The sequence below is a fragment of the Nocardioides nanhaiensis genome (assembly GCF_039542785.1).
Taxonomy (GTDB): domain Bacteria; phylum Actinomycetota; class Actinomycetes; order Propionibacteriales; family Nocardioidaceae; genus Nocardioides; species Nocardioides nanhaiensis.
In genome coordinates this window covers 1,321,145-1,338,220 of sequence record NZ_BAABIM010000001.1, presented here as the reverse complement: position 1 = coordinate 1,338,220, position 17,076 = coordinate 1,321,145, and the positions used below count along the sequence as shown (strand labels likewise).

Below are 17,076 nucleotides of genomic sequence, written 5' to 3'. Positions count from 1 at the left end.
CGACCCGTCCGCCGTCCGGCTCACCGCAGGCGGCGTCCCCGGGCGAGCAGCAGCAGCAGACCGGCGACGACGAGGGCGGCCGCCAGGCCCGCGGCCAGGCCGCGGCGCAGCGGCACGGAGTCGGTGAGGCCGGGCTCGGCGGTGGAGGCGATGAAGCTGAGGCTGAGCGCAGCCGGTCCGCCGCGGGTCTGGGTGGCCTCGGAGGTGGCGAGGTTGCGCACGGTGGCCTCGGCGGTGCTGCGGCGGGCGGTGATGGTGGCGAACTCCGAGGCGCGGCGGGTGGCGCGGGGGACGAAGGACTCGAGGCTGTTCTGCAGCTGCGTGTTGCCCGCCACCTGGGCGTCGACGATGCGCTGGCTGAGCCGGTCGAAGGTCTCGACCGGGTTCTGGCCGTTGTTCTCGGCCAGGGCCTCGTAGTAGGCGGTGATCGCCGCCCGCTCCTCGGCGCGGGCCGCCACCAGCGAGGGGCTGGGGGTCTCCGGCGTCAGGTAGTCCTGCGCGGCGGCGAGGAAGTCGCTCAGCACCTGGCGGCGGAACTCGTCGTCACCGGGGGCCGAGAGCGTCAGGCGGGTCAGCGTGGAGGCCTCGACGCGCTCGACGCTCAGACCCGCGCGCAGCGCGGGACCGCTCAGGCCGTTCTCGCGCGCCACGGGGTTGGTGACCGTGGTCAGGCCGGCCACCGCCACCAGGTCGTTGATCAGGTCGAGCCGGTCGTTGGGCAGCGCGGAGGCGGCGCGGGTGTTGACGACCGCGCTGGTGGTCTCCTCGACCGACGCCTCGGTGGTGGCGGCGACGGCGACGCCCGCCAGGACGCCGACCACGATCGGGAGCCACAGCAGCCTGCGCACCGGGTCCAGCCAGCCCCAGGACCTGTTCCAGACCTTCATCAGTGCCGTTTCCCCCTGTGCCGGCACCGGTGGCCGGAGTGGTTCGAGTCAGATCGGGCCACCACGGCCGCGACCGCCTAGGATAGGGCCAGCACCGGGCCCGAGACGACACAACGGCCACACGGGCCTTCCTCGGCCGAGCGGTGGACGACGGCGACAGGTGGGCGCACGGATGGGGACGCGGGGCACGACGCGGGTGGTCTACGTCGCCGGCACCGGCCGCAGCGGCTCCACCCTGCTCGGCAACGCGCTCGGCTCGCTGCCCGGCGCCCTGCACGTCGGCGAGGTGAAGCTGGCGATGCGGCGCGGGTTGGCCGAGGACGGCTTCTGCGGTTGCCGCCGGCCCGTGCGCGAGTGCCCCGTGTGGGTCCCCGCGCTCGAGCGCACCTTCGGGCACCTCCCGACGCCTGCCGAGGCGGCCGCGCTCGACCGTCGCCTCACCGACGCCGTCCGCACGCGCCGCACCGCCTGGTGGCTGGCCGGGCGCACGTCCCCGGAGGTCGAGGAGCTGGTGACCGTGTTCGGCACCCTGCTCGCCTCGCTGGCCGACGTCGCCGGGGCCGAGGTCGTCGTCGACTCCTCCAAGCTCGCCCCCTTCGGCGCCCTGGTGGCCCGCAGCGACCTGCTCGACGTGCGCCCGGTCCAGCTCGTCCGCGACCCCCGGGCGGTCGCCTGGTCCTGGCAGCGCGCCCAGGCCTCGGGCCAGGTCAGCGGCTTCGAGGAGGAGATGGAGCGCTTCTCGCCGGTCAAGTCCTCCCTGATGTGGCTGGAGTCGACCGCCAGCGTGGCGGCCCTCTCGGCCCGCGGGGGGCGCCGCGCGCACGTGGTCCGCTACGAGGACCTCGTGGACGACCCGGCCGGCGTGCTCGCCGGCGTCGCCGCCTTCGCGGACCTCCCCGTGCCCGCTGCCGGGTCGCTGGTGCACGCCGACGGCCTGCACCTCGCCCCCTCGCACGCCGCCGCCGGCAACCCCAACCGCGTGCGCTCGGGACCGGTGCAGCTGCGGCGCGACGACGAGTGGTCGCGGCGGATGCCCGCCGGCCAACGACGTCTGGTCTCGATGATCACCGCCCCTCGGAGGCGCTCGCATGGCTACTGACCTGCCCGACCGGACCACCGCGCGCCGCCGCGCCGACCACACCGGCTCCGAGGAGCCGCTCATCCCCGCGGAGCCGCCCGGACCCGTCGCGCCCGGGGACCCGGTCAGCCGCCGCGCCGTGGTCGCGGGATCGGTGGCGCTCGGCGTCTCGGTCGTCCTGGCCTCCACCACCGGTGACTTCGGGGTGCTGGTGGCCCTGCTCGTGGCGGGTGCCTTCGGCGTCATCGCCATCGCCACCGGCTTCCGCCGCTTCGTCCACTTCTTCGTCGCCGCCTGCCTGCTGCGACCGCTGGTCGACCTGACCGCCGGGCCCCGCGGCCAAGGGGTGTCGGTCACCGAGATCTTCGGGATCGCGGTGCTCGCGGTCATGCTGCTGTGGCTCTTCACCCAGCGGCGCCTGCTGGTCGAGCGGGTCGTGGCGCCCCTGCCGCTCGCCCTGCTCGCCATCATCGCGATCTTCACCCTCTCCACCCTGGGCAGCCCCGACCTGGGTGAGGGGCTGGGCTCGACGCTGCGGATGACCGCGGGCATCGCGGTGTTCTTCGTCGTCGACCTGCTCCTGGTCACCCGGCGCCTGAGCCTGCGCGACGTCGTCCAGCTGGTGCTCGCCGTCGCGGCCATCCCGCTCCTCTACCCCTTCCTGGGGGTCCTCGGCGTGCAGGTGACCCACCAGAAGGACGGCTTCACGGCGCTGAAGTCGGTGTTCTACCTCTCCAACAACTTCGCGCACTTCCTCGTGCCGCTGCTGGTGATCGGCGCGGCCTACGTGCTGCGCAGCCAGGGGCGCGACCGGGTGCTCGCGCTCGCCTTCTGCGCCCTGGTGGGCGCCGAGCTGATCCTGAGCCAGACGCGCGGCGCATGGCTGGGTGCGCTGGTCGGCGTCCTGGTCGTGTGCGTGCTGCTGAACCGCAAGCTGCTGCTCGTGGGCCTGGCCGGGGTGGTGCTCGCCGGGCTCTTCGTGCCCCAGGTCAACACCCGCCTCGCCGACCTGGAGCCGGACTCCGACCAGCCCTACGCCGAGAACTCGCTCACCTGGCGCCTGGACCAGTGGGCGCGCCTGTGGCCGGCCGCCGACGACTCCCCCGTGCTGGGCAGCGGCCCGGGCACGGCGGTGCTCCTGACCGGCAAGGAGGCGCACAACGACTACATGAAGATGCTGGTCGACACCGGCGTGCTCGGCCTCGCCGCCTACCTGGTGTTCGTGATCGGCGCGATCGTCGTCGCGTGGCGGGCGCTGCGCCGGGTGCGGCGCCTGGCCCGCAGCGACCCCGACGCCGCGGCCGCGCACCCCTGGGTGGAGGCCCTCTTCGCCGGCATCTTCGCCTACGCGCTGGCCGCCGCAGCCGCGGCAGCGGGTGAGAACCTGATCGACAACGTCACGTTCCTGTGGACCGCGCTGCCCCTCTTCGCCGCCGCCGGCTGGGCGCTGCGCGCCGAGCCCGAGCAGCTCACCCTCGCCCGACCCACCACCTGACCACACCCGACCCGCACCACCACCCCCACACCCTCCGGAGGACCCCCGTGTCGTCGCGTTCGCTGCTGCCGCCCGTGAGCCGGCGCGCCGCGCACCTGGTGCGTCGCCGGGTGCAGGCGCTGCGTCCCGGTGAGCGCGAGCTGCCGCGCTACTTCGTGGTGGGCGTCAAGCGCGGCGGCACCACCTCGCTGGACGAGTACGTGGTCGACCACCCGCTCGTGCTGCGCGGCCTCGTGGAGAAGGGCTGCCGGTACTACGACGTCAACTACCACCGGGGGCCGGCGTGGTTCCGCTCCCACCTGCCGCGCAGCGCCGCGCTCGACCGCGCCGAGGCACGCCTGGGAGCCCGCCCGATCGTCGGCGAGTCCAGCCCGTACTACTGCTACCACCCCGAGGCCCCCGGACGGATCGCCGCCGACGTCCCCGACGCGCGGCTGCTGCTGATGCTGCGCGACCCGGTGGAGCGGGCCTGGTCGCACTACCGCTACGAGGTGGCCCGGGGGTTCGAGTCGCTCCCGGCCGACGAGGCCCTGGCCGCCGAGGCGCAGCGGCTGGCCGACCCCGACGAGACGACCCGCTGGTACCACCACCGGCACTTCAGCTACGTGGGCCGCAGCCGCTACGCCGAGCAGCTGCGCCGCCTGCACGAGCACTTCGACCCCGAGCAGGTGCTGGTGCTGCAGAGCGAGCAGCTCTTCGCCGACCCCGCGGCGGTCATGGCGCGCGTCTTCGAGCACCTGGGCCTGCCCGCGCACACCTCCGCCGACTACCGGCCGCACAAGGCGTTGCAGGAGGAGGCGATCCCCGAGGCGTTCCGCGCCACCGTGCTGGCCGGGATCGCCGACGACCTCCCGCACCTGGAGTCCCTCACGGGTGTGCGGTGGCCGACCCGTTCCTGAGCCCGGGCCACGCGGCCGCCGCCGCGCGCTGGTCGGGGTCCTCGATGCGCTCGCAGAGCTCCTCCCAGGTCGCCGGCACCACCTGCTCGGTGGTCGCCGAGCCGGTGAGTCCGCGCGCCAGGAAGGCCAGCGCCTCACGGGGCTCGACGACGCCGGCGTCGAGGAGTGCCCGGGTGTTGTTGGGCGGCAGGACGCCTCGCTCGACGACGTAGTCGCCCGGGCCCAACGTCGTCTGGCCCGCCAGCAGCGCCAGGGCCGTGCGGTGGCCGCCGTCGAGGAGCGCCCACCGGTCCTGCGCGAGGGTCCACCCACCGACGTCGGTGCCCGCCGGCACCAGGGCCACGGAGACCCGACCCAGCGACTCGCGTCCGTGCCGGTCGTGCCGGTCCATCAGCTGCAGGCTCGCGGTGACGATGTCGCGGAAGGCCCGCTCCTGCGCCGCCCCGGGCTGGGCGGGCACGTGCCCGCGCGGCACCAGGACGTGGTCGAACCAGTCGCGGTAACGGCTCTCACCAGCCAGCGCGAGGAAGGCCGCGGGGTCACGACGCCGCAGCTCCGCGTGCTCGCGGGCGAGCCGGAAGAGGTCGGCGCGGGCCCAGATGTCGAAGCGGTAGGGCGCGACGAGCTCGTCGATGACCAGCTCGGCGCCCTGCCCGGGGGCTCCGCGCTGCCGCCAGCCGAGCACCCAGCGCCGCAGGAACGGCAGCCGCAGGCTGATCGTGCGCGAGAGCGCGGTGCGCTCCTCGCGGTCGAGCCCGCCGAGCACCAGCTGGGCGGCGAGGTAGACCAGCAGCACCGCCGGTGCCGCCACGAGCAGCTCGAGCCAGGGGGCGTCGCTCAGCGGCAGGGTCAGGCCCGCGGCGGCCGCCCAGGCCAGCACCGCGGCGACCACGGCCACCAGGAACGAACGCGAGAAGGGCCAGCGGTCGGTGGCCACCCGACGCACCAGCACGATCCGCACGAGCGCACCGGCCACCAGCGTGACCGCCCAGGCGACCGCAGAGCCCTCGATGCCGTAGACCGGGATCAGCACGACGTTCAGCGTGATGTTGAGGACCAGCGCCGAGACGTTGACGACCATGTTGAGCCGGTTGCGGCCGATCTGGTTGAGCAGCACCGACGACGGCGCGCCCACCGCCTCGGCCACCGCTCCCACCGCCAGGATCAGGATCACCGCGGTGGCGCCGCCGAAGTCGTCGCCGAAGACGTTGAGCAGTGCGGTGGGCACCGCCAGCAGGCCCGCGAGCAGCGGGAAGCTCAGGCGCGAGGTCCACAGGACCACCGCGGAGTAGCGGTTGGTCACCAGCGCGCGGTCCTCGTGCGCCCAGGCGTGCGCGATCCGGGGCGCCATCGAGGCGGTGAGCGGGGTGATCACGAACATCGCGATCAGCACCACCCGGGCGGCCACCTGGTAGGCACCGACCTCGCCGGAGGAGACCATCGCCCCGAGGATCACCACGTCCGCCCACAGCAGGCCCTGGGTCGCCATCGAGGCCACCCAGCTGAGCGCGGCGAACGAGCCCAGCTCGCGCCACGGCGTGCGCCGGTGCTCGTCGGCGAGGGTGCCGAGCAGCCGGTTGAGCGCCGCGAGCGCGGCCAGGCTGGAGAACACGCTGCTCGCCAGCAAGGCCAGCGACGCACCCACGATGCCGCCCCCGAGCAGCACGGCCGCCGTCGTCAGCACCAGGCGCAGCGTCGGCTCCAGCACCTGCCCCACCCAGGTGTAGGCGCGCATCGTCTGGAAGCCCTGGGTCGCGGCCAGCGCGGTGTCGGTGACCACGAAGAACGGCAGGCTCAGGGCGAACAGCTGCAGCGGCAGGGTCAGGGAGGCGTCGCGGAACACGTGGGTGGCCATGGGCTCCGCCAGCAGCATCCACACCCCTGCGACACCCACGGCCAGCAATCCCGGCAGGAGCAGCCCGGTGCGCACCGACCCGTGCACCGTGCCCGGCTGCCCGTGCGCGAGGTAGTGGGCCACGAAGCGCGTGAGCGCCGTGCGCATGCCCAGGCCGCACAGCAGCAGGAGCAGGGCGCGCACGGCGAACGCGATCGTGTACTGACCCACCTCCGCGCCGCCCAGCAGCCGCGCCAGGACCAGGATGACGAGCACGTTGCAGGCGTTGCTCACCACCGAGCCCAGCACCGCCCGGCCCCCGTCACGGGCCAGGCTGGGCTGGTCGGCCTGTCGGTCGGTCTGTCGGGCGACAGCGGTGCCCCGACGGGGGGATCGGCGCACTGCCTACGTCACCGGGTGACGCGCACGGTCAGCCGCGAGGCCGACCGCGAGACGGTGCCGCGGTGGTCGAGCGAGCGCACCGTGACCACGTACTGCCCGCGCGGCAGCCGCAGCGCCAGCTTCCAGCCGGTGACCCGCTTGCCGGGCTCGGCCAGGCGCGCCACGCGGAAGGTCTCGCGGTCGGCGAAGCGCTGACCGGAGGCCAACCACCGCCGAGCCGCCGGCGCACCCTTGCGCTGCACCGAGACCAGCACCGAGGAGACCGCACGGTCGTCGGACGCCGTGCCCTGCAGGCGCACCGTGGAACCCGACACCGTGGTGGCGCTGCGCGCCGCCCGCGCCGTGGGGGCCGATCCGGCCGTCGGCGCGTTGACGGTGAAGGGCCACCAGGTCGAGCCGCTCACGTTGCCCGCGGTGTCGACGCCCTTGACGTCGAGCGCGTACAGGCCGTTGCCCAGGTTCTCGCCGATCGACCACGGGCTGCTGGCGGAGTCGGCCGAGCCGAGGTCGGCGGTGCGGAACGCGTAGCGCGCACCCCACGTGCCGTCGGCCTGCAACCACGGGGTGGAGGGGGTGGCGCGGTTGTAGATCCCGACCCGCACCTGTCGCACGCCGCGGTCGTCGGTGGCAGAGCCGCTGGCCGTGAACGCGTTGGTGGTGACCGTGGAGTTCTTGGCCGGCGAGGTGATGCCCACCGTGGGTGCCTGGGTGTCCGCCGGGGCGGTGCTCACCGAGAACGGCCGCCAGGCCCGGTCGGGGTCCTCGTTGCCGCGGGCGTCGAAGGAGCGCGCGTCGAGGGCGTAGTTGCCCTCGGGCAGGGTGACGCCGGAGAGGGTCCACCCGGTCGACGCCGCGCCCGAGGCGGCGACGGTGGCCTGGCGGTAGGCGTAGCCCGGGCCCCAGCTGCCGTCGGGCTGCAGCCAGCGGTTGGTGGCGTCGTCACGGTTGTAGATGCCCACGTGCACCTCGGTGACGCCCACGTTGTCGGTGGCGGTTCCGGTGCTGGTCAGCGCCCCGCTGCGCAGGACCTCGTTCTGCGTGGGGGTGTCGATCGCGGTGTCGGGGGCGATGTTGTCGGGCTCGGGGGTCGGAGGCGCCGCGTCGACCACCGTGGTGGTGGCACGGGCCACGGCCCCGCCGCCGCGCTCGTAGTACTCGATGCGCACGGTGTGCGCGCCGGGCTGCAGGGCCGAGGAGGTGCCCGTGGAGGCGGTCGGGCCCTGGTCGATCCAACGGTCGATCACGCGCTCGCCGTCGACGAAGGCGCGCACGCCGTCGTCGGTCGTGGCGTCGACACGGATGGAGCCGGCGACGGTCAGGTCGACCTGGCGGCGCCACTCCACCGAGAAGTTGTCGGCCGGCAGGCCGGTGCCCGCGGGGGCGCCGGAGCCGTAGTCGTTGGCGATCTCGGCCTCGCAGCGCACCAGGTTCGGCGTGCCGGCCAGCGTGCTGTTGGCGTAGTAGGCCGCGCGCCAGGGCGTGGAGCCCGAGCACGTGACGGCGTCGGGTGCGGTGGGCGGCACGGCCGTGCCGGTGCCGCGGGTGGCGAACAGGGTCCGCGCGTTGGCCCAGTTCACCTGCGCGCCGCCGTCGACCTGGGTGCGCGTGCCGACGCGGACCCGGCCCTCGGGGGCGTAGTACCGGTACAGGCGGCCGTCGCTCCAGGCCGCATAGAGCCAGTCGCCGATGAAGGTCAGGGCCCGGGCACCGCTCCAGTCGGCCGTCGAGGCGACGTACTCGGAGGCGCCGATGATCCCGCTCTGCAGCGAGTAGCCGCGCTGGTAGAGCCGGCTGTCGCCCTGCTTGAGGTAGAAGATGTTGCCGGTGTCGGGCTGGTAGGCGGCCGCCACCGTCTCGGCGATGCCGTACGGCTGGTCGTCCGGGGTCAGGTTGTAGTTGGTGTCGAGGTAGCCCACGGTCTCGGAGAGGTTGGTCGCGCTCCCGATGGTGGTGTCGCTGAAGGGCCGGGAGTAGAAGTTGCTGCTCGGCCCGAAGTAGTGGAGCTTGCCGTCCTGCACGAAGCCGCCACGGGCGGTGGACCAGTTCTCCGTGCTGGAGACGGCGCTGGGGGCCCCGACGGTCGCGCCGTCGAACGCGGCCCGGCGCAGTGTCGCGCCGTCGTTCATGTACAGGGTCACCGGCAGGTCGACGGTCGTCGGCTGGGTGTTGGTGCTGCCGCCCGCGACGGGCAGCTGGGCCAGGCGCTGGCGGATGGCGCCGCCCCACAGGTCGGTGTCGTGGCCGACGAACAGGTAGTCGTCGGTGGCGTGGATGGCCTCGGCGCCACGGCCGCGGTCACGGCCGGGGTTCCAGGAGAGCGGGACGCCGGTCAGCGGGTCGAGCGCCGCGATGCCGGGGCGCGAGACCGAGCCCGGTCCGTCGTTGTCGCCGCCGGGCGAGGGGCGCGGGTTGTTCATCCACCGCTGGTGCCCACCGACGTAGACGGCCGCGTCGGTGACCTCGGCGGCCCACAACGTGTCGCCACCGGTGTGGTCGCGCCAGGTGAAGGTCTGGTTGTCGCCCGTGGCGACCGGCGGCATCTCCCACCGGGTGGCGGTGTCGCAGAGCCGGTCCTCACCGAAGTAGGCGCCGGTGGTGCTGACGACGAGGTAGGAGCTGTCGGGCGAGAACGCCAGGCCGCGGATGTAGTCACCCGCGTCCGTCGAGGCACCGCTGCAGTTGGCCGCGTACTGGTCGGTCGACCAGTTGGCGACGCTCGGCGTGCCGGTGAGGTCGAGGACGGCCAGCTGGTTGCGCGCCGCGGTGCCGACCTGCTTGAAGCTGCCCGAGACGGCCATCAGGCGCCCGTCGTCGGAGGAGTCGATCTCGCGGACGAAGGAGCCGTACTGGTTGCGTGCCTCGGTGGCGGGGAGGTTGAAGTCGGTCTGGCGGGCACCGGTCGTGGGGTCGAGCGCCACCAGGGCGCGGTTCGGCTGGTTGTTGACCTGGCCGAAGCGACCGCCCACCACCAGTCGGCCGTCGACCAGCTCGGCGTCCATGACGGTGTTGTTGAAGCTGGCGTTGAACCGGGTGTCGAGCGACCCGTCGAGGTTCAGGCGCACCATCCGGTTGCGGGCCGTGCCGTTGACCGTGGTGAACCAGCCGCCCACGTAGACCGACTGCCCGTCGGGCGCGAACTGCACCGCCTCGACGCCGGGCTGCTCCCTGACCAGGCCGTTGGTGGGCTCCGGCGTCGGGCCGCCCAGCTGCGGCTGGAAGGAGTCGACCAGCTGGCCGGTGCTGGCCCGGTACATGAAGATCCACTGGCGCGGGATGTCGGCGCCGCCGGCGCCGGGGCGCAGGTTGGTGAAGCTGCCGCCGACGACGACGAGGTCGCCGTAGGTGTCGATGGCGTACACGCGACCGTTGGCCACCCGCGGCGCCTGCGGGGCCGGCGTCGGGCTGACGACGACGTCCTGGGCCGCCTGGGCGGCGGGTGCGGTGGTCACCAGGGCCAGGCCGGACACCGCGATGGCGGCAGCGGCGAGGCCGGCGAGACCGGACCGCAGGCGCGGACGCGAGGAGGGGAGCACAGTGCTGCGGGTCAGGCTGGTCATGCTGGGATCCTCTGGTGGTGGTGAGCACCGACGGGGGTCCCCGCGGTGTCGATGGCGGTGATCCGCGATCCGCGCGGGCGGCGCAGGGCGGAGAGGTAGACGGACTCGAGGGCCGTGGTGGCCGCGTCCCAGTCGTAGAAGCCGAGGGTGCGAGCACCGGCGCGGGCGGTGGCCAGGTCGGTCACCTCGGCACCGCGGTCCTCCAGCAGGCGCCGCACGGCCGCGCGCAACGACTCCACGTCGCCGTCGGCGAAGACCCGGGCGCCGGGGCGGTCGGCACCCACGACCTCCAGGTGCGGGTCGATGTCGCTGACCACGACCGGCAGGTCGGCGCCCATCGCCTCGAGCAGGGTGAGCGGCAGACCCTCGAGCGCGGAGGGCTGCACGAAGCCGGCGGCGTTGGTGAAGAGCTCGTCGAGCTCGTCGCCGTACACGTAGCCGGGCATGATCACGCGCGGGTCGTCCTCGGCCAGGCGGTGCAGCTCGGCGACGTACTCGTCGGTGTGGCTCGAGCCGCCGACGAGGACCAGCTTGAGGTCGGTCTTCAGGCCGCGGAAGGCCTCCAGCAGCAGGTCGGGGCGCTTCTCGGGGACCAGACGGCCCACGAAGAGCAGGTAGTCGTCGCCCTGCAGACCGTGGCGCTGGGTGATCAGGCGCGCCTGCCGGGCCGGCTTGGGGTTGATCCCGTTGGGCACGTGCACGGCCTCGCGGCCGTAGCGCACGGCGTAGTGGTCGGCCAGCGCCTGCGAGACGGTGACGGTGGTGTGCGGCACCCGGGCGCTCATCCAGGTGGCGAGGTTGAGCACGGTCCGCGCTCCCCCGCCCCACTTGGCACGGTCGGCGTCGAGGCCGTGCACGGTCTGCACGACCGCGGCCCGCGAGCCCCACCGTGCGAGCGGGGCCACCAGGCCCGGGCCGACTGCGTGGTAGTGGAACACGTCGTGCCCGCGGCCCAGCGCGTGGACCGTGCTCAGGCCCGCGTGCGCCAGTGCCTCGGCGCCGCGCACCGGCAGCGAGGGCAGCGTCACGACGTCCATGCCGAGGTGCTTGCTGGTGCGGTCCGAGCCGACGTAGCGGCTCTGGGAGTAGACCGTGACCTGGTGGCCGCGCTCGACGAGGCGGCTGCCGATCTGCTCGACGTGGTGCTCGACGCCGCCGAAGGTGGCGGGCACGCCACGGCTGCCGAGCATGGCGATGCGCAGGCCGGTGCGGCTGGTCGAGCCGGAGGTGTGGGGGGTGCGGCGGTTCACGCGAAGGTCTCCTGCCGGGAGCGGACCACACGCGCGTAGACGGCGTGCAGCTGGTCGAGGTGGGCGTCGATGGCGTGGCGGCGCACGGCGTCCTCGCGCCCGCGCAGGCCCATCCGGTGGGCGGCGGCGGGGTCCGCGGTGAGCGCGGTGATGGCTGCGGCGAGGGCCCGGGGGTCCTCGTGCGCCACCAGCGCACCCGAGACGCCGTCGGTGACGAGCTCGGGCAGCCCACCGAGGTCGGAGGCCACCACCGGGCGGGCGCAGCCGAAGGCCTCGAGGACAGTCATGGGCTGGTTCTCGTACCAGCGCGACGGGGCCACCACGACGCTCGAGGCCCGCATCAGGGCGTGCAGCTGATCGGCCGGCACCCGGCCCAGGAAGCTGATCCGGTGCGCGACGCCGCGGTCGGCGGCGCGCTGCTCGAGGGCGGCGCGCTCGGCGCCGTCACCGGCCACCGTGACGGGCAGCCCCTCGGGCAGGTGCTCGACGGCGTCGACCAGCACGTCGACGCCCTTCTCGGGCGAGAGCCGTCCGGCGTAGAGCACGCCGTGACCCGGGCCCGTGGCCGGGTGCACGCTGGTGAGGTCGCAGAAGTTGGTGAGGTGGACCAGCCGCTCCTCGGCGATCCCGCCCTGCACCATCTTGGCGCGGAGGAACTCGCTGGGGCACAGCAGCGCGTCGATCCCGTCGTAGGCGCCGGTGCGGGTGTGCACGGTGAGCTCGAGGGCCGAGAGCGCCGAGCCCACCAGCGAGCCGCGGTTGCAGCGTCGCTTGACGGCCTGGCCGAAGCGACCTGGCAGGCACGCCTCGCAGATCTTGCCGTCGTCGAGGAGCTGGTAGGTGGGGCAGATCAGCTTGTAGTCGTGCAGCGTCATGACCGAGCCGATGCCGCGCTCGTGCACCGGCTTGAGCACCGACGGCGAGAGCTGGTGGTAGATGTTGTGGAAGTGCACGACGTCGGGACGCACCCGGTCGAGCACTTCGCGCATGCCGGCCCGCGCGTCGGGGCGGTGCAGGATCTGTGCCGCGGTGCGCACGCGCGCCCGGGCACCGGACGGCGGCGGGTTGAGCTCCATCCGCGCCGGGAAGAGGTCCTGGTTCGGGTCGGCGTCGTTCTCCGGGTGCTGCATGGCGAAGAACTCGACGTCGTGGCCGCCGGCGCGCTGTGCCTGCGCCAGGTCGAGCATGTAGGCCTCGGCACCGCCGCGGCGGTGCAGGAACTTGTTGACGTGCAGGATCCTCATCAGGCACCGGCCAGGGGCGGCGCGAAGGGCGCCATCGGGTCGCCGGCACCGCCGACGGCGTCGGGGCCATTGTCGTCGACCACGTGCATGACGGAGTACATGAGCTTGAGGTCCTCGAGGAACTGCAGCTGCTCGCCACCGACGTTGCCGATGTGACCGGTCATGGGGAAGCCCCACTCCTGCTCGAACTCGTCGGTGACGCGACCGTTCGGGCCCCACTCCACGGAGAGGCCGACGGTGCTCCAGCCGGTGTCGTCGACGACGTAGGCCCCGTGCTCCATCAGCGCCTCGGCCAGGATGCGCGCGGGCTCGGTCTCGATCTTGTCCATCTGGAACCACGGCGGCAGGGTGAGCAGGCTGCCCATCCGGGCCGCGGGCACCGAGCCCTGGTAGCCGCGCACCGGGTCGTCGGCGTACAGGTCGGCGTTGGTGGCCGGCCAGCGGAAGCCGCCGGCGAACGAGGAGAGCGTGGTGGCGTCGACGGTCATCTTGACCGCGTGCGGGATCTCGCCACCGGGCACCCACTCGCCGACGCGGATCGTGCCGCCGAAGGCGGTCATGCCCGAGCCGCCGTGGGCGCCGCTGCCGGGCTCCTCGGCCGTGGCGCCGGTGAGCAGCGAACTGCCCTGCCAGGCCGGCTGGGCCTCCTGGGAGACGGCGGTGCCGTCCTCGCACACGTGCAGCGGCTGGGTCTCGACCAGCGTCATGTCGGGCATCACGATGGCGGCAGCCTGGTTGGGGGTCTTCCCCCGGTAGCCCGGGTCGGTGTACCAGTCCTCGGGGATCGGCAAGTCCTCCACGAGCACCTCGCCGGTGGCCTCGTTGCAGCGCGAGGCACCCGGCTGCCAGCCCGCGGTGGTGGAGACGACGTCGCGGCCCTCGGCGTCGGGCTCGGCGATGATCACGTCCTCCTCGGCGCTCAGCGTGGACGCGCGCGGGTCGAGGGCGAAGGGCACCAGCCGGGCGGCGTCGCCGCGCGGGTGGTTCCAGATCGAGTCGGCCGGGTAGGGCCACAGCAGCGGGTCGCGGCCGGCGTCGGTCTCGGCGTCACCACCGCAGGAGCTCAGCACCAGCACCAGTGCGGCCAGCACGACCAGCACGACGGAGGGACGACCGGAGGTGGTCCGGCCGTGGTCGAGTGCGCCCATCAGTACGCGCCCCTCTTGCTCACGACGGCGTGCACGGTGCGCAGCGCGATGGCGACGTCGCCGCGGGCGCGCCAGTTGTCGACGTAGGAGCTGTCGAGCCGCATGGAGCGCTCGCGGCTGAGCGAGGAGCGACCGCTGACCTGCCACAGCCCGGTGATGCCGGGGCGCACGGCGAGGCGACGGCGCTCGAGCTGGGTGTAGCGGGCGACCTCCTCCGGCAGGGCGGGGCGGGGGCCGATCAGCGACATCTCGCCCCGCACCACGTTGAGCAGCTGCGGCAGCTCGTCGAGGGAGCTGCGCCGCAGCAGCCGACCCAGTCGTGTGACCCGGGGGTCCTCGCGGATCTTGAACAGCACGCCGTTGCCCTCGTCGAGCACCTGCAGCTCGGCCTTGAGCGACTCGGCGTCGGCGCGCATGGTGCGCAGCTTGTAGACGCGGAACAGGCGTCCACCACGGCCCACGCGCTGCTGGGTGAAGATCGCCGACCCGGGCGAGTCGAGGCGGATCAGCAGGGCCAACGTCACCAGCAGCGGCGAGACGGCCAGCAGCAGGAGCCCGGCCAGCACCCGGTCGACCAGGGACTTGCCGAGGGCCGCAGCCCGCGAGGCGCGGGGCGGGGCCAGCACCGACATGGTGGAGCCGGCGATCAGGTCGAGGTCGATGCGGTGCGGGGCGACGTGCTCGGTGGCACCGATGACGGCCAGGCGGGCCGGGGATGCCTCCAGTGCCCACGAGAGCTCGCGGACGGCGTCGGCGTTGACCGCCGGACCGGGGGCTGCGACGACGAGGTCGGCCTGGTAGCGCTCGACGTGACCCACCACCTCGGCCACGGAGGGGACGGCGACGATGCCGAGGTCCGAGAGCCCCGCCTCGGCCAGCTCGGCCGGCGAGCCGACCACGAGACCGCCGACGACGTGCACGCTGCGCTCATCGATCCACCGCGCCACCAGCCCACGCACCTGCGGCAGGTCGCCGACGACGACCACGCGCGGCGGCACGGAGCGCAGCGACACCAGCGCGGCGACCAGGCCCGCGACGACGGCTCCCAGGACGCCGAGCAGCAGCACGTCGTCGATCAGGCGGCGCGGCGCGGTCAGCACGTGCAGGGCCAGGGCGAGCACGCCGACGGGCACCAGCAGCGAGCGGGCGACGCGGCCGAAGGCGGCGCCGAGTCGGACACCGGCCGGGGGCACCGAGCGCAGCACCTGCACGCCGAGCACCGCCGCGACCAGGGCGGCGAGCACGGGCGTCGTGCCACGGAACAGCGCGAGCGCCGTGACGCCGAGCAGCGTGATGGCGAGGGCCTCGAGGGGCAGCCGACGAGCCAGGCGCGCCACGAGGCCGGCGGGTGCCGGTGCCTGGGTGGGAGCCTGGGTAGGTGCCTGGACGGGGGTCGCGACGCGCACGAGGGGCGACCCGAGGGTCACGGGGGCCGCAGCCACCTCGACCTCGGCGGGCGAGTGCCCGTGTGCCACGTGCGACATGCCTGCACGACCCCCTGTGTGATCACCGAGGACCCCATGTCCTCTTCCCCGCAGCGGCCCTGACTGGCCGGCTGGGAACGAGGACGACATTACGCAGGAGCGGCCCACGGGACGGCGAGCGAACCGTCACGTTCCTCCACACTTGGTACAAGCCTGGGTAACGAATACCAGCCCTGGCATCTACGAGGGTGACGCAGGCCTCACAGGGCCTGTGACCTGGGCAGATCCAGGCGGGGAGTCAGCGGGGGTCAGCTGTTGAACTGCTGCTGGGTGCGCTCGAGCCCGTGCTCGAGCAGCGACTCGACGGCGTCCGCTGCCCGGTCCACCTGGAAGGGGAGCTCCTTGCGCTCGGCGCCGGAGTAGTCGGAGAGCACGAAGTCCGCCGGGTCCTTGCGACCTGGCGGGCGGCCGATGCCCACCCGCACCCGGTAGAACTCGCCGCTGCCCAGCGAGGAGCGCAGCGACTTCAGCCCGTTGTGGCCGTTGTCGCCACCCCCGCGCTTGACCCGCAGCGTCCCGAAGCCGATGTCGAGCTCGTCGTGGATGGCCACCACGCGCTCCACGGGCACCTTGTAGAAGGTGGTGAGCGCCTTGGTCGGTCCGCCGACCTCGTTCATGTAGGAGCGAGGACGAGCCAGCACCACGCGCGGGGCCTCCGCGGAGCCGGGGGCACCGAGGCGACCCTCGACGACGTCGGCGCGGCCGGACTTGTGGGCCCGGAACCCGCTGCCCAGTCGCGAGGCGAGCTCGTCGAGCACCAGGTACCCCACGTTGTGGCGGTGGCCGGCGTAGCCGGGGCCGGGGTTGCCGAGCCCCACGACGACCCAGACGTCGGCCACGTCAACCTCCTGCTCTCCTGCGGGGTCGGGGTGTCCCACCGGCGCCGCGCCCGCGGACGCCGGTGAGACCATTCGGCCCAGGAACCACCTGAGCCGGCCGAGGATCACTCCTCGTCGCCACCCTTGTCGTCGTCGCCCTGCTCGTCCTCGGCGCCCTCGGCGGCCTCGGCCTTCTCCTCGTCGGACTCGTCGCGCTCGATGCCGGCCTCGGCCTCGGCCTCCTCCAGCTCGGCCTCGACCTCCTCGGCGGTCGGGGCGGCCGTCACGTTGACCACGAGGGTCTCGGGGTCCAGCAGGAGCGTCGAGCCGGAGGGCAGCGTGAGCTGGCCGGCCAGCACCTGGGTGCCGACCTCGAAGCCCTCGATGTCGATCTCGATGGTCTCGGGGATGTTGGTGGCCTCGGCCTCGAGCTCGATCTCGTTGGTGTCGACGACCACGAGGGTCTCGGGGGCGGCGTCGCCGACGATGGAGACGGGCACCTCGACGGTGACCTTCTCGCCACGGCGCACGGCCACGAAGTCGATGTGCTCCAGCGTGCGGCGGATCGGGTCGACCTGGACCTGCTTGGTCAGCGCCAGCTGCTTCTCGCCGTCGATCTCCAGCTCCAGCAGGGCGTTGGTGCCGCCGTGCTTAAGCGCCATCATGGTCTCGTGACCCGGCAGGGTGACGTGACGGGTGTCGTTGCCGTGCCCGTAGAGCACCGCCGGCACCTTGTGCTCGCGGCGGATCCGGCGGGCGGCACCCTTGCCGAACTCGGTGCGCGTCTCGGCCTTGATGTTCTCGGTCGACATGGTGGTGCTCTCCTCGTGCTGGGGCTGCGGATCGGATGTCGGTGGCGCCACGACGTGATCCGGTGGGCACGAGAGCCCGCCCAGTCGATCACGGGCTCCCGCACTGCGGGGCCCCTCGCCGAGGCAACTTCCCAAGCCTACGGCTCGGGTCGGGTGGTACGCCAATCG

12 protein-coding genes are annotated in these 17,076 nt (G+C 73.6%); 3 read left to right on the top strand and 9 right to left on the bottom strand.

Annotated elements, in window-relative coordinates:
* Positions 1–20: 20 nt before the first annotated feature.
* Positions 21–887 carry a hypothetical protein gene (locus ABD948_RS06335; protein WP_345263778.1) on the bottom strand — a complete coding sequence of 289 codons (867 nt, stop codon included), beginning with the start codon at positions 885–887 and terminating at the stop codon, positions 21–23.
* Positions 888–1,059: 172 nt separating this feature from the next.
* Between ABD948_RS06335 and ABD948_RS06330 the strand changes: the two genes are divergently transcribed.
* Genes ABD948_RS06330 through ABD948_RS06320 form a run of 3 tightly spaced genes read left to right on the top strand, consistent with a single transcriptional unit; the run spans position 1,060 to position 4,359 of the window.
* Positions 1,060–1,986 (top strand): sulfotransferase, encoded by a 927-nt coding sequence (locus ABD948_RS06330; protein WP_345263776.1) that lies wholly within the window; start codon positions 1,060–1,062, stop codon positions 1,984–1,986.
* Entirely contained in the window at positions 1,976–3,460 is a 1,485-nt protein-coding gene (locus ABD948_RS06325) for an O-antigen ligase family protein (RefSeq protein WP_345263774.1), read from the top strand. The genes ABD948_RS06330 and ABD948_RS06325 overlap by 11 nt, the downstream gene beginning before the upstream one ends.
* A gap of 47 nt (positions 3,461–3,507) precedes the next feature.
* Entirely contained in the window at positions 3,508–4,359 is an 852-nt protein-coding gene (locus ABD948_RS06320; RefSeq protein ID WP_345263772.1) for a sulfotransferase family protein, read from the top strand.
* Here the strand turns inward: ABD948_RS06320 and ABD948_RS06315 are convergent.
* The 8 genes from ABD948_RS06315 to ABD948_RS06280 form a co-directional block, all read right to left on the bottom strand.
* Positions 4,328–6,595 carry an oligosaccharide flippase family protein gene (locus ABD948_RS06315; RefSeq protein WP_345263770.1) on the bottom strand — a complete coding sequence of 756 codons (2,268 nt, stop codon included), beginning with the start codon at positions 6,593–6,595 and terminating at the stop codon, positions 4,328–4,330. The genes ABD948_RS06320 and ABD948_RS06315 overlap by 32 nt on opposite strands.
* 8 nt (positions 6,596–6,603) lie before the next feature.
* Positions 6,604–10,152 (bottom strand): PA14 domain-containing protein, encoded by a 3,549-nt coding sequence (locus ABD948_RS06310; protein WP_345263768.1) that lies wholly within the window; start codon positions 10,150–10,152, stop codon positions 6,604–6,606.
* Positions 10,149–11,402, bottom strand: a complete 1,254-nt coding sequence (locus ABD948_RS06305) for a glycosyltransferase family 4 protein (protein ID WP_345263766.1) — start codon at positions 11,400–11,402, stop codon at positions 10,149–10,151. The genes ABD948_RS06310 and ABD948_RS06305 overlap by 4 nt, the downstream gene beginning before the upstream one ends.
* Positions 11,399–12,646, bottom strand: coding sequence for a glycosyltransferase (locus ABD948_RS06300; protein ID WP_345263764.1), 1,248 nt, complete (start codon positions 12,644–12,646; stop codon positions 11,399–11,401). Before ABD948_RS06300 ends, ABD948_RS06305 begins: the two co-directional genes overlap by 4 nt.
* A complete protein-coding gene (locus ABD948_RS06295; protein ID WP_345263762.1) occupies positions 12,646–13,794 on the bottom strand; it encodes a hypothetical protein in 1,149 nt (382 codons plus the stop codon). The genes ABD948_RS06300 and ABD948_RS06295 overlap by 1 nt, the downstream gene beginning before the upstream one ends.
* Positions 13,794–15,278 (bottom strand): sugar transferase, encoded by a 1,485-nt coding sequence (locus tag ABD948_RS06290; RefSeq protein WP_345263760.1) that lies wholly within the window; start codon positions 15,276–15,278, stop codon positions 13,794–13,796. The genes ABD948_RS06295 and ABD948_RS06290 overlap by 1 nt, the downstream gene beginning before the upstream one ends.
* A gap of 248 nt (positions 15,279–15,526) precedes the next feature.
* Positions 15,527–16,117 carry an aminoacyl-tRNA hydrolase gene (pth, locus tag ABD948_RS06285; protein WP_345263759.1) on the bottom strand — a complete coding sequence of 197 codons (591 nt, stop codon included), beginning with the start codon at positions 16,115–16,117 and terminating at the stop codon, positions 15,527–15,529.
* A gap of 104 nt (positions 16,118–16,221) precedes the next feature.
* Positions 16,222–16,908, bottom strand: coding sequence for a 50S ribosomal protein L25/general stress protein Ctc (locus ABD948_RS06280; protein WP_345263758.1), 687 nt, complete (start codon positions 16,906–16,908; stop codon positions 16,222–16,224).
* Between the last annotated feature and the right edge of the window lie 168 nt (positions 16,909–17,076).